At 67.3% G+C, this 13,831-nt stretch carries 13 protein-coding genes; 7 read left to right on the top strand and 6 right to left on the bottom strand.

Annotated features, from left to right (window positions below):
* Nucleotides 1–331 precede the first annotated feature (331 nt).
* The gene (locus ACFVT5_RS15295; protein WP_389886549.1) at nucleotides 332–2,263 is read left to right on the top strand and encodes a flavin-containing monooxygenase; all 1,932 of its coding nucleotides are present in this window, start codon (nucleotides 332–334) and stop codon (nucleotides 2,261–2,263) included.
* Nucleotides 2,260–2,673 (top strand): nuclear transport factor 2 family protein, encoded by a 414-nt coding sequence (locus ACFVT5_RS15290; protein ID WP_389886546.1) that lies wholly within the window; start codon nucleotides 2,260–2,262, stop codon nucleotides 2,671–2,673. Before ACFVT5_RS15295 ends, ACFVT5_RS15290 begins: the two co-directional genes overlap by 4 nt.
* A 63-nt stretch (nucleotides 2,674–2,736) precedes the next feature.
* Here the strand turns inward: ACFVT5_RS15290 and ACFVT5_RS15285 are convergent, their stop codons facing one another.
* Together ACFVT5_RS15285 and ACFVT5_RS15280 are read right to left on the bottom strand one after the other, a co-directional pair.
* Nucleotides 2,737–3,885 carry a CaiB/BaiF CoA transferase family protein gene (locus ACFVT5_RS15285; protein ID WP_389886543.1) on the bottom strand — a complete coding sequence of 383 codons (1,149 nt, stop codon included), beginning with the start codon at nucleotides 3,883–3,885 and terminating at the stop codon, nucleotides 2,737–2,739.
* Complete coding sequence (locus tag ACFVT5_RS15280) at nucleotides 3,885–4,781, bottom strand: enoyl-CoA hydratase (RefSeq protein WP_389886540.1); 897 nt, start codon at nucleotides 4,779–4,781, stop codon at nucleotides 3,885–3,887. The genes ACFVT5_RS15285 and ACFVT5_RS15280 overlap by 1 nt, the downstream gene beginning before the upstream one ends.
* A gap of 137 nt (nucleotides 4,782–4,918) precedes the next feature.
* Here ACFVT5_RS15280 and ACFVT5_RS15275 point away from each other — a divergent pair, with 137 nt between their 5' ends.
* Complete coding sequence (locus tag ACFVT5_RS15275; protein ID WP_389886537.1) at nucleotides 4,919–5,536, top strand: TetR/AcrR family transcriptional regulator; 618 nt, start codon at nucleotides 4,919–4,921, stop codon at nucleotides 5,534–5,536.
* Here ACFVT5_RS15275 and ACFVT5_RS15270 read toward each other — a convergent pair.
* Entirely contained in the window at nucleotides 5,521–6,678 is a 1,158-nt protein-coding gene (locus ACFVT5_RS15270) for an acyl-CoA dehydrogenase family protein (RefSeq protein WP_389886534.1), read from the bottom strand. The genes ACFVT5_RS15275 and ACFVT5_RS15270 overlap by 16 nt on opposite strands.
* A 319-nt stretch (nucleotides 6,679–6,997) precedes the next feature.
* Between ACFVT5_RS15270 and ACFVT5_RS15265 the strand changes: the two genes are divergently transcribed.
* Nucleotides 6,998–8,611 (top strand): AMP-binding protein, encoded by a 1,614-nt coding sequence (locus ACFVT5_RS15265; protein WP_389886532.1) that lies wholly within the window; start codon nucleotides 6,998–7,000, stop codon nucleotides 8,609–8,611.
* A 72-nt stretch (nucleotides 8,612–8,683) separates the two neighbouring features.
* Nucleotides 8,684–9,586, top strand: a complete 903-nt coding sequence (locus ACFVT5_RS15260) for an SMP-30/gluconolactonase/LRE family protein (protein ID WP_389886529.1) — start codon at nucleotides 8,684–8,686, stop codon at nucleotides 9,584–9,586.
* A 70-nt stretch (nucleotides 9,587–9,656) separates the two neighbouring features.
* Here ACFVT5_RS15260 and ACFVT5_RS15255 read toward each other — a convergent pair whose 3' ends face one another.
* Genes ACFVT5_RS15255 through ACFVT5_RS15245 form a run of 3 tightly spaced genes read right to left on the bottom strand, consistent with a single transcriptional unit; the run spans nucleotide 9,657 to nucleotide 12,741 of the window.
* Nucleotides 9,657–10,472 carry an SDR family NAD(P)-dependent oxidoreductase gene (locus ACFVT5_RS15255; RefSeq protein ID WP_389886527.1) on the bottom strand — a complete coding sequence of 272 codons (816 nt, stop codon included), beginning with the start codon at nucleotides 10,470–10,472 and terminating at the stop codon, nucleotides 9,657–9,659.
* 45 nt (nucleotides 10,473–10,517) lie between these two features.
* Complete coding sequence (locus ACFVT5_RS15250) at nucleotides 10,518–11,657, bottom strand: LLM class flavin-dependent oxidoreductase (RefSeq protein ID WP_389886524.1); 1,140 nt, start codon at nucleotides 11,655–11,657, stop codon at nucleotides 10,518–10,520.
* Nucleotides 11,641–12,741, bottom strand: coding sequence for a hypothetical protein (locus ACFVT5_RS15245; RefSeq protein WP_389886521.1), 1,101 nt, complete (start codon nucleotides 12,739–12,741; stop codon nucleotides 11,641–11,643). Before ACFVT5_RS15245 ends, ACFVT5_RS15250 begins: the two co-directional genes overlap by 17 nt.
* A 226-nt stretch (nucleotides 12,742–12,967) precedes the next feature.
* On the opposite strand from ACFVT5_RS15245, the gene ACFVT5_RS15240 reads away from it, so the two are divergent.
* Nucleotides 12,968–13,396 (top strand): ester cyclase, encoded by a 429-nt coding sequence (locus ACFVT5_RS15240; protein ID WP_389886518.1) that lies wholly within the window; start codon nucleotides 12,968–12,970, stop codon nucleotides 13,394–13,396.
* Nucleotides 13,393–13,812 (top strand): nuclear transport factor 2 family protein, encoded by a 420-nt coding sequence (locus ACFVT5_RS15235; protein ID WP_389886515.1) that lies wholly within the window; start codon nucleotides 13,393–13,395, stop codon nucleotides 13,810–13,812. Before ACFVT5_RS15240 ends, ACFVT5_RS15235 begins: the two co-directional genes overlap by 4 nt.
* The last annotated feature ends 19 nt before the right edge of the window (nucleotides 13,813–13,831 follow it).

Here is a 13,831-nt window from a genome sequence, read left to right as displayed (position 1 = left end):
TTAGGGCACCCGGTTCCAGGAAGTCCACCCTTGCGTCCGAAGCTCCGCCGGACCCCTGCTGGACCCTGCCGCACCCCGCCGTACCGGACAGACCACGGCTCCTTGACCTCGACCGGAGCCGTCTCCTAGATTTGAGACCTTGTCAATCAAAAATTGGACGGCAGCTCGGCGCCCCGGACGGTCTGCGGCTCCACAGGTCCGGAACAGGCTCACCGGATCAGGCTCGGATCACACCACGGTCTGGTTGACATACATCCGCGTCGGCATATTCTGAGACATGTAGGCTCAATAATATGCCGGAACGGCCGGCTTACCCGGAGAAGGGGGTTCGATGTCCGCAGCGGGCACCGACCACAGCCCGACGAGTCGGGCCGACGCGGAGCGACTCCGGTCCGCTCTGGAGGTCGCCAACATTCCGACGCTGCTCCTGGTCCTGGCACATCTGACCGGCGACGAGCGCTGGCTCGGCCGGCCGTACCGGCCCGAGCAGGCCGATCCGCTCGGCGACAACGACACGGGTGGGCTCCCGGAACACGTGCAGCGAGAGGTTCGGGAGGCGGCCTGTCAGGCCATTTTTGAGTACGAGCGGGGTGATCACGACCCGGCACGCATCTCGGTCGGGCGTATCGCGGAGATGCTGAGCGCGGTGCTGGCCGAGGAGGTACCGCAGGAGTATGGCGACCTCCTCGCCGAGGAACTGGCGCTCGTGTCGCGCACCGTGGACGTTCCTCCGCCTCCCGAGGGCTTCCGGGTGGTCGTGATCGGGGCCGGCATGTCCGGCATCTGCATGGCGGTCCAGCTCGAACAGGCCGGTGTCGACTATGTCGTCCTGGAGAAGGACGAGGACCTCGGCGGTACATGGCTGGAGAACACCTATCCCGGCTGTGGCGTCGACACACCCAGCCACTTCTACTCCTTCTCTTTCGCCCTGAATGCCGAGTGGTCGCGCTACTTCCCGAAGCGCGACGAGGTGTTCAGCTACTTCTCGAAGGTCGCGGACTCCTATGCCATCCGCGGCCGGATCCGGTTCTCCACCGAGGTGATCGGCGCCGATTACGACGAGCCGACCGCGACGTGGCGGGTGCGCGGACGGGACGCGGACGGCACCGAGTTCGTCCTGGAGACCCCGGTGCTGATCAGCGCGGTGGGTCAGGTGAACCGCCCTCAGATACCAGCGATCGACGGGCTCGACGACTTCGCCGGACCCGTGATGCACACGGCGCACTGGCGGCCCGAGGTCGATCTGCGGGGCAAGCGGGTCGCGGTGATCGGCACGGGAGCCAGCGCGATGCAGCTCGTACCGTCGATCGTGGACGACGCCGAGCGTGTTCTGGTGTTCCAACGCACCAAGCAGTGGGCGATCCCGCACCCGAACTACCACCGCGAGGTCCCCGAAGCTGTCAGGTACCTCATGGAACGGGTCCCGCTCTACGCCGGGTGGTACCGGCTCCGCACGTTCTGGAACTTCGGCGACCGTCTCCACGAGCCCCTGCGGATCGACCCGGACTGGCCGCACCCGGAGCGTTCCATCAACAAGGCGAACGACAGACACCGCGCCTTCCTGACCCGGCACATCGAGCGGGAGCTGGGAGAGCGGACCGACCTGATCGATCTCTGTGTGCCGGACTATCCTCCGTACGTGAAGCGGCCGTTGCTGGACAACGGCTGGTTCAGGACCGTCGCGCGGCCCGATGTCGACCTGATCCCGGACGGGGTCCGTGCGCTCACCGCCGACGGTGTGGTGACCTCGTCCGGCGTCGAGCACACGGTCGACGTGGTCGTGTTCGCGACCGGGTTCAAGATCCTTCAGTTCCTGTGGCCGATGGAGATCCGCGGGACCGGGGGGAGCACGCTGCGTGAGACGTGGGGCGAGGACGATGCCCGCGCCTACCTGGGTATCACCGTGCCCGGCTTCCCCAACTTCTTCATCATCAACGGACCGAACACCTTCACCGGTCACGGTGGCAGCGCGATCATCGCCACCGAACTCGAAGTCCGGTACACAATGCAGGCCGTCCGCCGTCTCGTGGAATCGGATCTCGCCAGCATCGAGGTGCGCGAGGATGTCTTCCGGGACTACAACAAGGAACTCGACGACGCGCTGTCCCAAATGATCTGGTCCCATGGCAAGACCAGCACCTACTACCGCAACAGAGCCGGGCGCATCGTGGTCACCAGCCCCTGGAAATACGTCGACTACTGGGCTCGTACCAAGGAGTTCGACCCCGGGGACTACGAAGAGATCTCCAGGGAGGCGTCATGAGCGACGCTTCGCGGCCCGGCTCGATCGTGAGCGCGTTCTACGAGGCGGTCCGCGTCCAGGACCCGGATGCGATCAGAACTCTGGTCCGCGAACGGTTCGCCGACGACGTCGCCTTCCATTGGCCGAGTTCGCTGCCCTACGGCGGGACCATGGCCGGCAAAGCGAAGCTGGAGCGCGTGCTGGCCGGCGCGGCGACCGCGCGTGCGGGTGTCCAAGGACTCCGTCTTGTCGACCTCGTCGACGGGGGTGAACAGATCGCCGCTGTGGTCGAGTTCGACTGGCACTCCCCCGGCGGACAGGTCGTAGTCGGGACCGGGGCCGTGGAGGTCTGGTCGTTCTCCGAAGACCGGGTCCAGGACGTCAGCGCCTACTACTGGGACACCGCCGCTTGTGTCGCGGCGTCCTCCTGACACACACCACACACGGGTACCTCAGGGCGCGTCGCGGTCCGGCGGACGGCGACGCGCCCTCACTCATCGTTCATCGAGCCATTCGACCGCGCCGGAACGCGATCCGAGACGCGGTGGATCGCGCCGGTAGGTGGCAGGTGTGTGCGAGAGACCGATGGGGTTGCGCACCTGCGCGACTCGGCGATCGTCTCCGGTCCCGGCCTGGACGACGGGCTCCAGGCCCAGCTCCTCGGCGAGCCGGAATGCCTGACCCAGGTCGTTGATCGGGCCGCACGGAACGCCTCGCGACGTCAGCAGCTCGAACCAGTGGTCGGCGTCCGCGGTGACGAAGGTGGCCTCGATTTCCGCGATCAGGTCTTCCCGGTTCGCCACGCGTGAGGAGTTGGACGCATACCGGGGGTCAGCGCACAGGTCGCCTCTGCCGATCGCGTCTGCCAACGCCTGGAACTGGCGCTCGGTGGTTGCCGCGACCGCCAAGGGACGGTCGGCCGTGCGCAGCGGCTGGTACGGCGCGACGCTGGGATGCGCGTTCCCCAGGGCGGCGGGGACGGCACCGGTCAGCACATGCGCCGACGCCTGGTTGGACAGGGCCGAGAGCAGCGACGAGAGCAGGTTGACCTCGACGAGCTGGCCCTCGCCGGTCGCGTCGCGGTGGCGCAGGGCTGCCTGTATGCCGATCGTGGCGTGCAGCCCCGTGATGACGTCGACGAGTGCGACACCCACCTTCATTGGCTCGTCCGGGGTTCCTGTGATGCTCATGAGTCCGCCGGTGGCCTGTGCGATCAGGTCGTAGCCCGGCAGGTGCGCCCCTCTCCCCGACCCGAAGCCGGTGATCGAGCAGTACACGAGGGCGGGGTGGTCCCCCGCGAGCTGTGAGTAGCCCAGGCCGTACTTGTCGAGCGTGCCGGGACGGAAGTTCTCGACCAGGACGTCGCAGTCGGCGGCCAGGGTGTGCAGGCGCGCCAGGTCGGCCTCGTCCGTGAGATCGAGGCAAACCGACCGCTTGTTGCGGTTGGTGCCGAGGAAGTAGGTCGCTTCCCCGTCGTACCAGGGCGGTCCCCAGGTTCTGGTGTCGTCGCCGACGCCGGTCCTCTCGATCTTGATGACGTCGGCGCCGAGGTCGGCGAGCAGCATGGTCGCGTGCGGCCCGGCCAGCACGCGACTGAGGTCGAGAACGCGCACACCGTGCAAGGCGCGGGGCTGGGCGGACATCAGGCTTCATCCCTCTGTGCGGGGCGGATCGCCGGTGCGTGACGCCAGTCGGGCAGTCCCAGTTCGGGTGTCCCGACGATGGACTTCCCTCCGGACTCCACGGTCCAGTGGGCGTGGTTGAGCTGGTGGATCGAGAAGGCCGCGTCGAGAGCGGTGGTGAAACCCATCGCGTTGACACTCTGGTTGACGGATTCCTTGATCATGAGTGCCGTCATGGTGGGCAGCGTCGCGATCCGCCGCGCGAAGGCGAGTGCGCCGTCGTCGAGCCCGTCGTACGGGAACACCTTGCTGACCATGCCGAGCCGGTGGGCCTCGTCCGCGTCCATGGAGTCCCCGGTGAGCAGCAGCTCCTTGGCCTTCCGGGGTCCGAACTCCCAGGGGTGCCCAAAGTACTCGACGCCGCACATACCCAGGCGGGTGCCGACGACATCGGCGAAGGTCGTGTCTTCCGCCGCCACGACGAGGTCGCAGCACCAGGTGAGCATGAGGGCCGCCGACAGGACCTGGCCGTGCACCTGAGCGACGGTGATCTTGCGGAGGTTCCGCCAGCGCCGGGTGTTGTCGAAGTAGTAGTGGTATTCCTGCCGGTGCCGGCTCTCGATCGGGCCGGCGGTGGCGCCGTTGCGGATGTAGGAGGGGTGTCGGCCCGGTCCCGGCTCACGTTCGGCCACCGCGTCGTGAGAGCCGAGGTCGTGCCCCGCGGAGAACGACGGTCCGTTCCCCTTGAGGATGACGACGCGTACGTCGTCGTCGGCTTCGGCCCGTCCAAACGCCTCGTCCAACTCGACCAGAAGCCCTCGGTTCTGCGCATTGTGTGTGCGTGGCCGGTTCAGGGCGATACGGGCGATGCGGCCTTGATCGAGGGTCTCGTACTCGATGTATCGGTAGCCACCCACTCGGCTCGGCCTCCTACAGTAGAGCGAAAAAATGATTCTGATCGTCTCAATACCATCGCCGACTCGATGTCATGTCAAGGCGTTCGGTTATCATAGAGACGGTCAGTATCTAAATTCTGTCGAGGTGGTGAGCGGCCATGGTGGGGAAGTCTGTGCGGCCGACAGTGAGCGCGCGCCCACCAGGGCGCCCTCGTAAGGAGATCGACCTCGGGGAGGTGGCCGACAATGCCGCGAGGCTTTTCGATGAGGGTGGCTATGACGCCGTGTCCATCGAAGCGGTCGCCGAGCGGATGGCCGTCTCGCGGGCCACGTTGTACCGGACGGTGTCGACGAAGGACCAGCTCCTGGCCGTCCTCTTCGAGCGGAGCACCGACGAACTCGACCGGGCCGCCACAGCGTTGGTCCGGCAAGGCCGGGACCCGTCCGAGGAGCTGTTCGAGTTGATGCGCCTGCACATCGGGGCCGCTATCCGGACCCGGCGCCACATGGCGATCTTCTTCGGCGGCGCCGGGCTGCCTCCGGATGTGCTGGCGCGGTGGCAGGGTTTCAGCCGTCGCTACGAGCGGCTGTGGGCAGGTGCGGTCGGCCGTGCCATGCGCGCCGGGCTGATCCCGAAGGACGACCCCGTACTCACCACGCGCTTGCTGCTCGGCATGGTCATCTGGGTGGCCCGCTGGTACCGGCCCGACGAGCCCTACACAGAGGATGACATCACGAGGATCGCCACTCGGCTTCTGGATCAGCGGAGCCCGTAGGAAGAGGAAATGACCTCGCGCTGGATCTCGTTGGTGCCGGCGTAGATGGTGGGCGCCACCGCGTCGCGCAGATGCTTCTCCATGCCGTACTCGACAGCGTATCCGTACCCGCCCATCAACTGCACGCCCTCGATGGCGGTCCGTTTCGCCGTCTCGGTGACCTTCACCTTCGTCATCGAGGTGAGCCGCACGAGAACCTCCTCCGGTTCTTCGGCGGCCTGTAGGCGCCGCACCGTGGAGTAGTGCAGCGCCCGAGCGGCCTCGATCTCGATCGCCAGATCGACGATCCGATGACGCAGCGCCTGGAACGACCCGATGGGCCGGCCGAACTGCTTGCGCACCTTCACGTACTCCAGAAGGTCGTCGAACGTCCGCTGCGCCATCCCGAGTGACTCGGCGGCGGCGACCAGCCGCTCTCCGTTCAGTCCGGCCATCAGCTGCCGCCAGCCCTGGCCCTCCTCCCCCACCAGGGCGGACGCGGGGACCACGACATCGGTGAAGTACAGGTCGTTGACCAGGGGACCCCCCATCGTCTCGATGGGACGGATCTCCAGTCCGGGTGCGTTCGCGGGCACGAAGAACATGCTCAGGCCCTGGTGCCTGCCGCTCGCGCGCGCGGTTCTCGCCACGAGTAGGATGCCGGTCGCGTGCTGTGCCGCAGAGCACCATGTCTTCTGGCCGTCGAGCACGAAGTCGTCGCCGCGCCGCACCGCCCGGCAGGCGATGTTCGCCGCGTCGGAACCCGCCTCGGGCTCGGAGATGCTGATCGCCATCGGGGCCCCGCCGGCGATCAGGCCGAGCACCTCCTTCTTCTGCGCCTCTGTGCCGTAGCGCTTGTAGATGCCGGCGACGGTGTGTGTCCCGCCGATGGCGTGTACGGGTGCCAGGCCCCGGTACAGCTCCTCGTGCAGCAGGCATTGGTCCATCAGGTCACCGCCCGCGCCCCCGTACTGCTCGGGGAGGGAGATTCCCAGGTATCCGGCCTCGGCCAGCTTCGCGTACACGGCTTCGCTGTGCGCCTCACGGCCGCCCCGAGTCAACGCGTCACGCTGTTCGCGGGTGCCGCATTCGCGCCGGCAGAAGTCCCGCAATGCCTTCACCAGTGCCACTTGTTCATCGGTCAAGCCGTGCACCGCACTCATCGCCTCTCCCACGGGGTATCACACCGGTGATCCAGGGGTTGTCGGCCGGTGAAACCGGCATCTCATTCATTTTGAGCTTGCTCGTCTTATATATAACTTCGCAGCATCCGACCGTCAACCACGACGCTTGCGGTGCCCACGACGACGGCCCCGCCAAGGGCGTAGACACGAACGAGGCCGGGAGTTAGAGTTCTGAGACTAGTAAGCTAAAAACCATCCGGCCTGACGATGCCGTACCCATTCCGGATCGGCCAGACCATCGCCGAACGAGGAGGTTCGTGGTGGAGGAGCTTTTCGCGCCGCAGCCGGAGGCCGCCCGGTGAGCCAGGAGTGCCGAACCGATACCGCCCTGCACGCCCTGGCCCGAGCCGTGGAGGCGGCACCCGATCAGGTCTTCCTCGACTTCTCCGGAGACCTCTACACCCATGCGGAGACGGACCGGCTGGCGACGCGCTTCGCGCACGAGCTGATCAGGCTCGGCCTCCGGCCGGGCCAGACGGTCGCCACCGTGCTCGACAACTGCATGGACCAGATCGTGAGCTGGCTCGCGGTCAACAAGGCGGGTGGTATCTGGGTGCCGCTCAACACCGCCTTCCGGGGCGAGTTCCTGAGGCATCCACTCGGTGACTCCCTGGCCATGATGGTCATTGCCGACACGAAGTACGTGAACGAGGTGGCACGTGTCACGGCCGACCTGCCAGATCTCAGGCTGCTGCTCCGGCGCGGGCCCGCACCGGAGGACGGCAAAGTGCCGGCCTCGGTCCCGGTCGAACCACTCGATGAGTACCGCGGCAACGACGACACACCGATCGCGATCACCGCCCGGCCCGGCGACCTCTCGATGCTGATCTACACATCGGGCACGACGGGCGTCTCCAAGGGCTGCATGATCAGCTACAACTTCATCCTGAACCAGGGCAGGCAGTCGAATCAGGCCGTCCCCCCGCTCCCCAGCGACGTGATGTACACCCCCTTGCCGCTGTTCCACGCGGCGGCTCTCGACGTGGTTCTCAGCGGCCTTCTCTCGCTGACCCGGGTCGCGATCTCGGTCCGGTTCTCGGTGTCGGGTTTCTGGGCCGAGATCGAACGCTCCGGCGCCACCAACGCCCGGCTGATGGCGTCCATCTTCCCGCTGGTCGCGAACGCTCCCGACTCCGCCGAGATGGAACGCTGCCGCGGCCAGTTGCGCGCGGTGGTCGGGGCCCCGTTCCCACCGGCTCTGCGCAGGATCTGGAAGGAACGGTTCGGCGTGCAGTTCGCCGACGGCCACAACTACGGCCTGTCCGAAGGGGTCCGGCTGGCCATGTCGCGCTTCGGCGACGAGACCATGCCGGAAGCGTGCTGTGGACGCATCGTCGTCGAGGACTACGAGGTCGTCGTCCTCGACGACGAGGACCAGGTGCTTCCCGATGGGCAGATGGGCGAGATCGCCTTCCGGCCGCGCAAGCCGCACATCATGTTCCAGGGCTACTGGAGGCGGCCCGAGGCCACTGACCAGGTCTGGCGGAACCTGTGGATGCACACCGGAGACTACGGCCGTATCGAGAACGGCTATCTGTTCTTCGTGGACCGGAAGAAGGACTACCTGCGCAGCCGTGGGGAGAACATCTCCAGCTTCGAGGTCGAGCGGGCCTTCCTGGCGCACCCCGCCCTGAGCGAGGTCGCGGCCCACGCCGCGGACGACGGCATCACCGAGGACTGTCTCAAGATCACGGCGGTGCTGCGCACGGGGCACACTCTGACCGAAGAGGAACTGTGCCTGTGGGCACTCGACCACGTGCCCCACTTCGCGGTGCCGCGCTACATCGAGTTCCGTACGGAACTCCCCCGCACCCCGACCAACAAGGTCCAGAAGTTCCAGCTCCGCGAGGAAGGCCGTACGCCGACGACCTGGGACCGTGAAGCCGCGGGCGTCCAGGTGCGCCGCCGCTGACACTCGCGTCACGCCGCCGGCTCGGACACCGGCCTCGGATCGGAATGCCCACCTGTCAAAGGAGACAACGTCATGGCCGATCACGTACTGACCACGCTCGCCACCGGCGGGGCCTACTTCGAAGCACCGCGCTGGCACGACGGCCGGTGGTGGGTCTCGGACCTGTACCGCAAGGGCATCTACACGTACACGACGGCCGGCGAGGAGGAGCAGATCGTCGCGCTCGAACATCAGCCCTCGGGCCTGGGCTTCATGCCGGACGGCAGCCTGCTCTACGTAAGCCAGGAGGACCAGCGGATCTACCGCCGGGCCGACGACGGCACCGTCACCCTTCATGCCGACCTGTCCGAGCACTGCGTCGGCGACCTCAACGACCTGGTCGTCGACGAGCGGGGCTACGCGTACGCCGGCTACTTCGGCTTCAATCCCTTCGCCGCTGAGAAGCCCGCCAAGGCGGGCGTCATCGGAGTCGATCCCCGGGGCGGTCATCGGTTGGCCGCCGACGATCTCCTTTTCCCCAACGGCTCGGTGATCACCGCCGATGGCCGCACCCTGATCGTGGGTGAGGGTATGGCGGGCGCGTACACCGCCTTCCCGATCGAGGACGACGGCTCGCTCGGTCCGCGCAGAACGTGGGCCGCGCTGTCCAAAGCCCCCGACATGGCCTCCTTCCAGGCGCTGCTGACGAGTCTGGACGTTCTCGTCGACGGGTGTTGTCTGGACGCCGAGGGGATGCTCTGGTCCGCCGACGTCCAGAACGCGCGCGTCATCCGGGTGCGTGAAGGGGGCGACATAGTCGACGAGATCAAGGCTCCTGAGGGCCACAACATCTTCGCCTGCATGCTCGGCGGGCACGACGGCCGCACCCTGCTGCTGTGCGTCGCACCGGGGCTGGTCGACAACGACCGGCTCGGTGGGCTCGCCGCGACGCTCCAGACCGTCCAGGTCGCGGTGCCGGGCGCCGGGCGCCCCTGACCCAGTACACAAGGAGCCGAGGTGGTCACCGTACGGGTGGCCACCTCGACTCCTTTGTGCCGGGACTGACTCAGCGCGGCGCGCCGTTGTCCGCGAAGTCGGCGGTGAAGGGTTGGTGTGCGAGCAGGCCACCGTCGGCTCGTACGATCATTCCGTTGATTCCGCGAGAGTCGTCGGACGCCAGGAACGCGACCACCTTGGCGAGATCCTCCGGCGCGTTGAGCCGGGGGTTGAGCGTATGCCGCTCGTAGGTGCCCCGGAACTGCTCGGGGGCCTGCTGGACGGGCGGGCTGAGGGTGGTGCCCGGGCACACCGCGTTGCAGCGGATGCCCTGGCGCGCGTACTGCGTGGCCGTATACACGGTGAGTGCGTTCACGGCGCTCTTCGACGCTCCATAGGCGGTCAGTTGCAGATCACCGGCGAACGAATGGGTCGAGGAGGTGTTGACGATCGCCCCGCCTCCCGCGGCCAGGAGATGGGGTATCGCGTGCTTGGTCAGAAGCATGGCGCCCCGCACATTGACAGCGATCACGTCGTCCCATACGTCGATCGCGAGGTCGGCGACTTTTCCGTCGCCGCCCGGAAAGATGCCGGCGTTGTTGGCCACGATGTCGATGCGGCCGAACGCCGCGACCGTCTCCGCCACCAGCCGTGCGATGTCGTCCTCACGCCGGATGTCGGTGGGCACCGCCAGCGCGACCCTGTCTCCATCCGCATTGAGCTGTCCGGCCAGGGCCTGCGCGCCGTCGCTGTTCACGTCGGCGAGGACGACCCGGGCACCGCCACGTACCAGTTCGGTGGCGATCGCGCCGCCGATGTTGAGGCCACCGGGCTCGACCACTGTCGCACCGGTGACGATCGCGACTTTGCCGTCCAATGTGGGCATGTTTGTTCGTTCCATCCTCTCGATGAGAGCGCGTCGGGCCGAGAATCAGGCCGCGAATCCCTTGCGCAGTGCGGGCATCACCTCGTGCGCGAATCGGCGCATCGACGCCCGCGCGATGTCGAGCGGCATTCCGGGAAAGTGCATCCGCAGCACGTAGTGGTCGCAGGGAAGTGTGGCGCCGTGCCGAGCGAACTCGGCGGCGAGCGTCTCCGGGCTGCCGATCAACATCCGGTCGCGGCCGAACTCCCGCAGGGTGTCCGCCTTCAACGCTCCCTCGTCGGCGTCGGCCCGGTATGCACCGTCCCGCCCCACCGACGGGAGCTTCATGTGTCCCGAGTAATCCGCGAACAGCGTTTCGAGGTAGGGCGCCGCGACGGACCACGCCTCCTCGTCGGTCGCGGCGCAGAAGCACTCGCGAACGACCGGGTACTCCACCGACGTGGGATCGTGACCGGCCCCGGCGAGCGCGTCGTCGTAGATGGCGCGCTGCTTGACCGCGATCGGCAGGGGCGCACCCGACAGCGGCAGCGTCAGCCCCATCTCTCCCGCGCGGGTCAAACCCGGCCGTTTCTGCGCGCCCATCCACACCGGCACTTCACGCCGCACCGGCAGGGGAGCGATGCGCGCCGCCGACAGGCGGTGTACGCGGCCGTCGAAATCGAACTCCTCCCCCGCGAACAGGCGTCGCAGGATCCGCACGGACTCGACGAGATGGGACACCTTCCACCGGGGATCGATCCCGAAGCGGGCGAACTCCTCGTCGCGGTACCCCATCCCGACACCCACCGTCACCCGGCCGCGCGACAGGTTGTCCAGCGTCGACACGTCCTCGGCGAGCCGGAGTGGGTGGTAGAACGCGGGAAGTGCCACCGCGCTGCCGACCCGGATGCGCTCCGTCGTCGCCGCGGCCGCGGCCGCCAGGACGAACGGTGACGGCACCTCGTTGATCAGGCTGCCGTGGTGTTCGGTGAAGAACAGTGAGTCGAATCCCCACTCCTCCAGTTCCCGCGCCAGCGCCGGCACGGCGGAGAACGCTTCGGCCGGCGTGAGCGCCCCTCCTGCCGGAGCCTGGAGCGCGAGCAGTACACCGATGCTGAGGGGGCGCCGCGCCGCACGCCCGTCAGGGGTGACCTGGGACGCGGCATCCGGCGCCGCAGAGGACCTGGCGTCAGCGTCCGAGGCCATACCGCTCCACCCGCCCCGAACTCATCACCGGCAGGTGACCCGTACCGGGAACACCGTCGATCCGGACTCTGGCCGGTTGCTCACGGTGGCCCGGGAACCATGGCTCGCCTTCGCGGGTCACCCTCCCCGGAACGGACAGGTCGACATGGTCGGTCTCGACGAGTTCGCCGCGGGGAACTCCCACTCCCCGGCTGTCGTCGTAGCCGTTCTCGTAGCCGGTGCCGCGGTAGGCCCACGCGCTCTGCACCGCCTCGGCCTCCAGCACCATCTTCCGGCCGTCGGAGAGGAACAGGTCGTAGCGCAGCGTGGTCCAGTCCCGGGTGCCTTCGATGAAGACGATGTCGTGGTCGACCCGGTCGATGCGCACCGGTTCGCGGCCCGAGCCCGGCGCGTACTGGACCTCGCCGTCGAAGTGCCGCACGGCGCCCGCCCCGCTCTCCCTGAGCTGGAAGTGGACCGACACATCGCCGGCCGTGGCGAACGTCCACAGCCACAGCATCGGCTCCCGCCGGTGCCCGTTCTTCGGTTCGAAGCCGCCCACATCAGGGCGGACACCCCAGGAGTGGTCGCGGACACCCCACCAGTCGTCGGACTCGAAGCGGGTACCGTCCAGCTCGATCCAGCCCTCCCAGCGCCCGGTCTGGTCGTACCGACTGGTGTCCTGGATGACTCGGCCGTCGCGGAAGGTGTGGTGCGGCGCCTCCAGATAGGGAGGGAACGTGCTGTGCCACATCAGTTCGGCACGGAGGGAATACTCACCCGGCGCGAGCGTCAGGCGAATCCTCTCGTAGGGCTCCAGGATCTCGACCTGGAGCGGACCGACGACCGGGCGCAGGTCGTTCCCCAGGGGGCGGGAGACGCGGACGTTGGTCTGCCGGCGATCACGCTGCGCCACGAGGAAACCGTCGGCCACGCCCATGTTCTTGTAGATGCCGAGGCCGGACAGAAGCATGACCTCGCCGCTCGGGTGCACCGCCTCGAACCAGTGGCGGTCGTAGAAGCGGTGGTCGGTGGTCCCCGGCACCCGGAACGGGGACGAGGTCTGGTGGTTGAGTTCCTCGTCGAGCGGGCCGAGCAGTGACATGTTCGTCCTTTCCGCGGGACACGACGGCGTTCGCGGGAACGCCAGTCAGGGGACATCCGCTCTCAGTCAACCATGACGTTTTGAGCCTCCCGGTCTCATAAGGTAACCAGCCATGCTTGGCCGGTCAATACGGTGCATGAGATCGAGGCTTGACGCCCCGGGCTCGTGAACATAATTTCAAGATGCGTAAGCTCAAAACGTTCCGCCGCCCCCTGGAGAGGCACCTATGCCGAACGACCCCAGCACCGAGGCACTGATCCGGCGATATCTGGATGCCGCCGCCGCGGGTGACCACGAACGGATCTGGTCCTGTTACGCACCCAATATCGTCTACGAGGACACCTCGGTGCATCAGATCTACTACGGGATCGAGGAGACGAAGAAGTTCTACGTCACCACCATGGGAGCGCTCGACGTCCACTGGGTGGTCGAGGAGATGTACGCGACCGGGAGCGGCTTCGGTATCGGCGGATACATGGCGGGCCGGCACGTCCGGGACCTGCCCGGGATGCCGGCGACCGACCGTGAGTTCAAGGTCGCCTGCGCGTCGATCGCGGACGTCCGGCACGGGAAGATCGCTCGCAACCGCGACTTCTGGAACAACGCCGACCTGCTGGAGCAGCTCGGATTCCGCACAGGGAAGGTGAGCCGATGACCGGGCACGACGCGGACACGATGACGCTGGCGGTCGACTACGCGAAGGCGCTCGGTACCGCCGATGTCGCCGCCGTGATGTCGTTCTTCACCGACGACGTCGTCTACGAGGACACGGCTCTTCGGCTCACCCATCGCGGCATCGACGAGGTGCGGCGGTTCTTCACCGAGTCGCCGCGCACCGCGGGAAACAGATGGCTGGTCGACAAGGTCTATGCGACCGCGGAGGGCTTCGGCATGGCCTGGCACATCGGCGGAATCCATGACCAGGACCTGCCGGGCGCCCCGGCCACGGGTGAGTTCTTCACCATCCCGGGCGCGTCGATGGTGCGCGTGCGGGATCGGCGCGTCATCCGCGTCCAGGACTTCTGGAACAGCCTCGATCTGGACCGGCAGCTCCGCATCACGTCCGGCTGACACACCGCGTCACCGCGCG

Source organism: Streptomyces sp. NPDC058001 (assembly GCF_042886315.1).
Classification (GTDB): domain Bacteria; phylum Actinomycetota; class Actinomycetes; order Streptomycetales; family Streptomycetaceae; genus Streptomyces.
This window is presented reverse-complemented; position numbering and strand designations above follow the sequence as displayed.

Bases quoted from the DNA above. Each gene is read 5' to 3' on its own strand.
- ACFVT5_RS15290 (WP_389886546.1), top strand. From the start codon at position 2,260: ATGAGCGACGCTTCGCGGCCCGGCTCGATCGTGAGCGCGTTCTACGAG.
- ACFVT5_RS15245 (WP_389886521.1), bottom strand. From the start codon at position 12,741: ATGTCACTGCTCGGCCCGCTCGACGAGGAACTCAACCACCAGACCTCG.
- ACFVT5_RS15255 (WP_389886527.1), bottom strand. From the start codon at position 10,472: ATGCCCACATTGGACGGCAAAGTCGCGATCGTCACCGGTGCGACAGTG.
- ACFVT5_RS15250 (WP_389886524.1), bottom strand. From the start codon at position 11,657: ATGGCCTCGGACGCTGACGCCAGGTCCTCTGCGGCGCCGGATGCCGCG.
- ACFVT5_RS15285 (WP_389886543.1), bottom strand. From the start codon at position 3,885: ATGTCCGCCCAGCCCCGCGCCTTGCACGGTGTGCGCGTTCTCGACCTC.
- ACFVT5_RS15260 (WP_389886529.1), top strand. From the start codon at position 8,684: ATGGCCGATCACGTACTGACCACGCTCGCCACCGGCGGGGCCTACTTC.
- ACFVT5_RS15295 (WP_389886549.1), top strand. From the start codon at position 332: ATGTCCGCAGCGGGCACCGACCACAGCCCGACGAGTCGGGCCGACGCG.
- ACFVT5_RS15270 (WP_389886534.1), bottom strand. From the start codon at position 6,678: ATGAGTGCGGTGCACGGCTTGACCGATGAACAAGTGGCACTGGTGAAG.
- ACFVT5_RS15240 (WP_389886518.1), top strand. From the start codon at position 12,968: ATGCCGAACGACCCCAGCACCGAGGCACTGATCCGGCGATATCTGGAT.
- ACFVT5_RS15235 (WP_389886515.1), top strand. From the start codon at position 13,393: ATGACCGGGCACGACGCGGACACGATGACGCTGGCGGTCGACTACGCG.
- ACFVT5_RS15275 (WP_389886537.1), top strand. From the start codon at position 4,919: ATGGTGGGGAAGTCTGTGCGGCCGACAGTGAGCGCGCGCCCACCAGGG.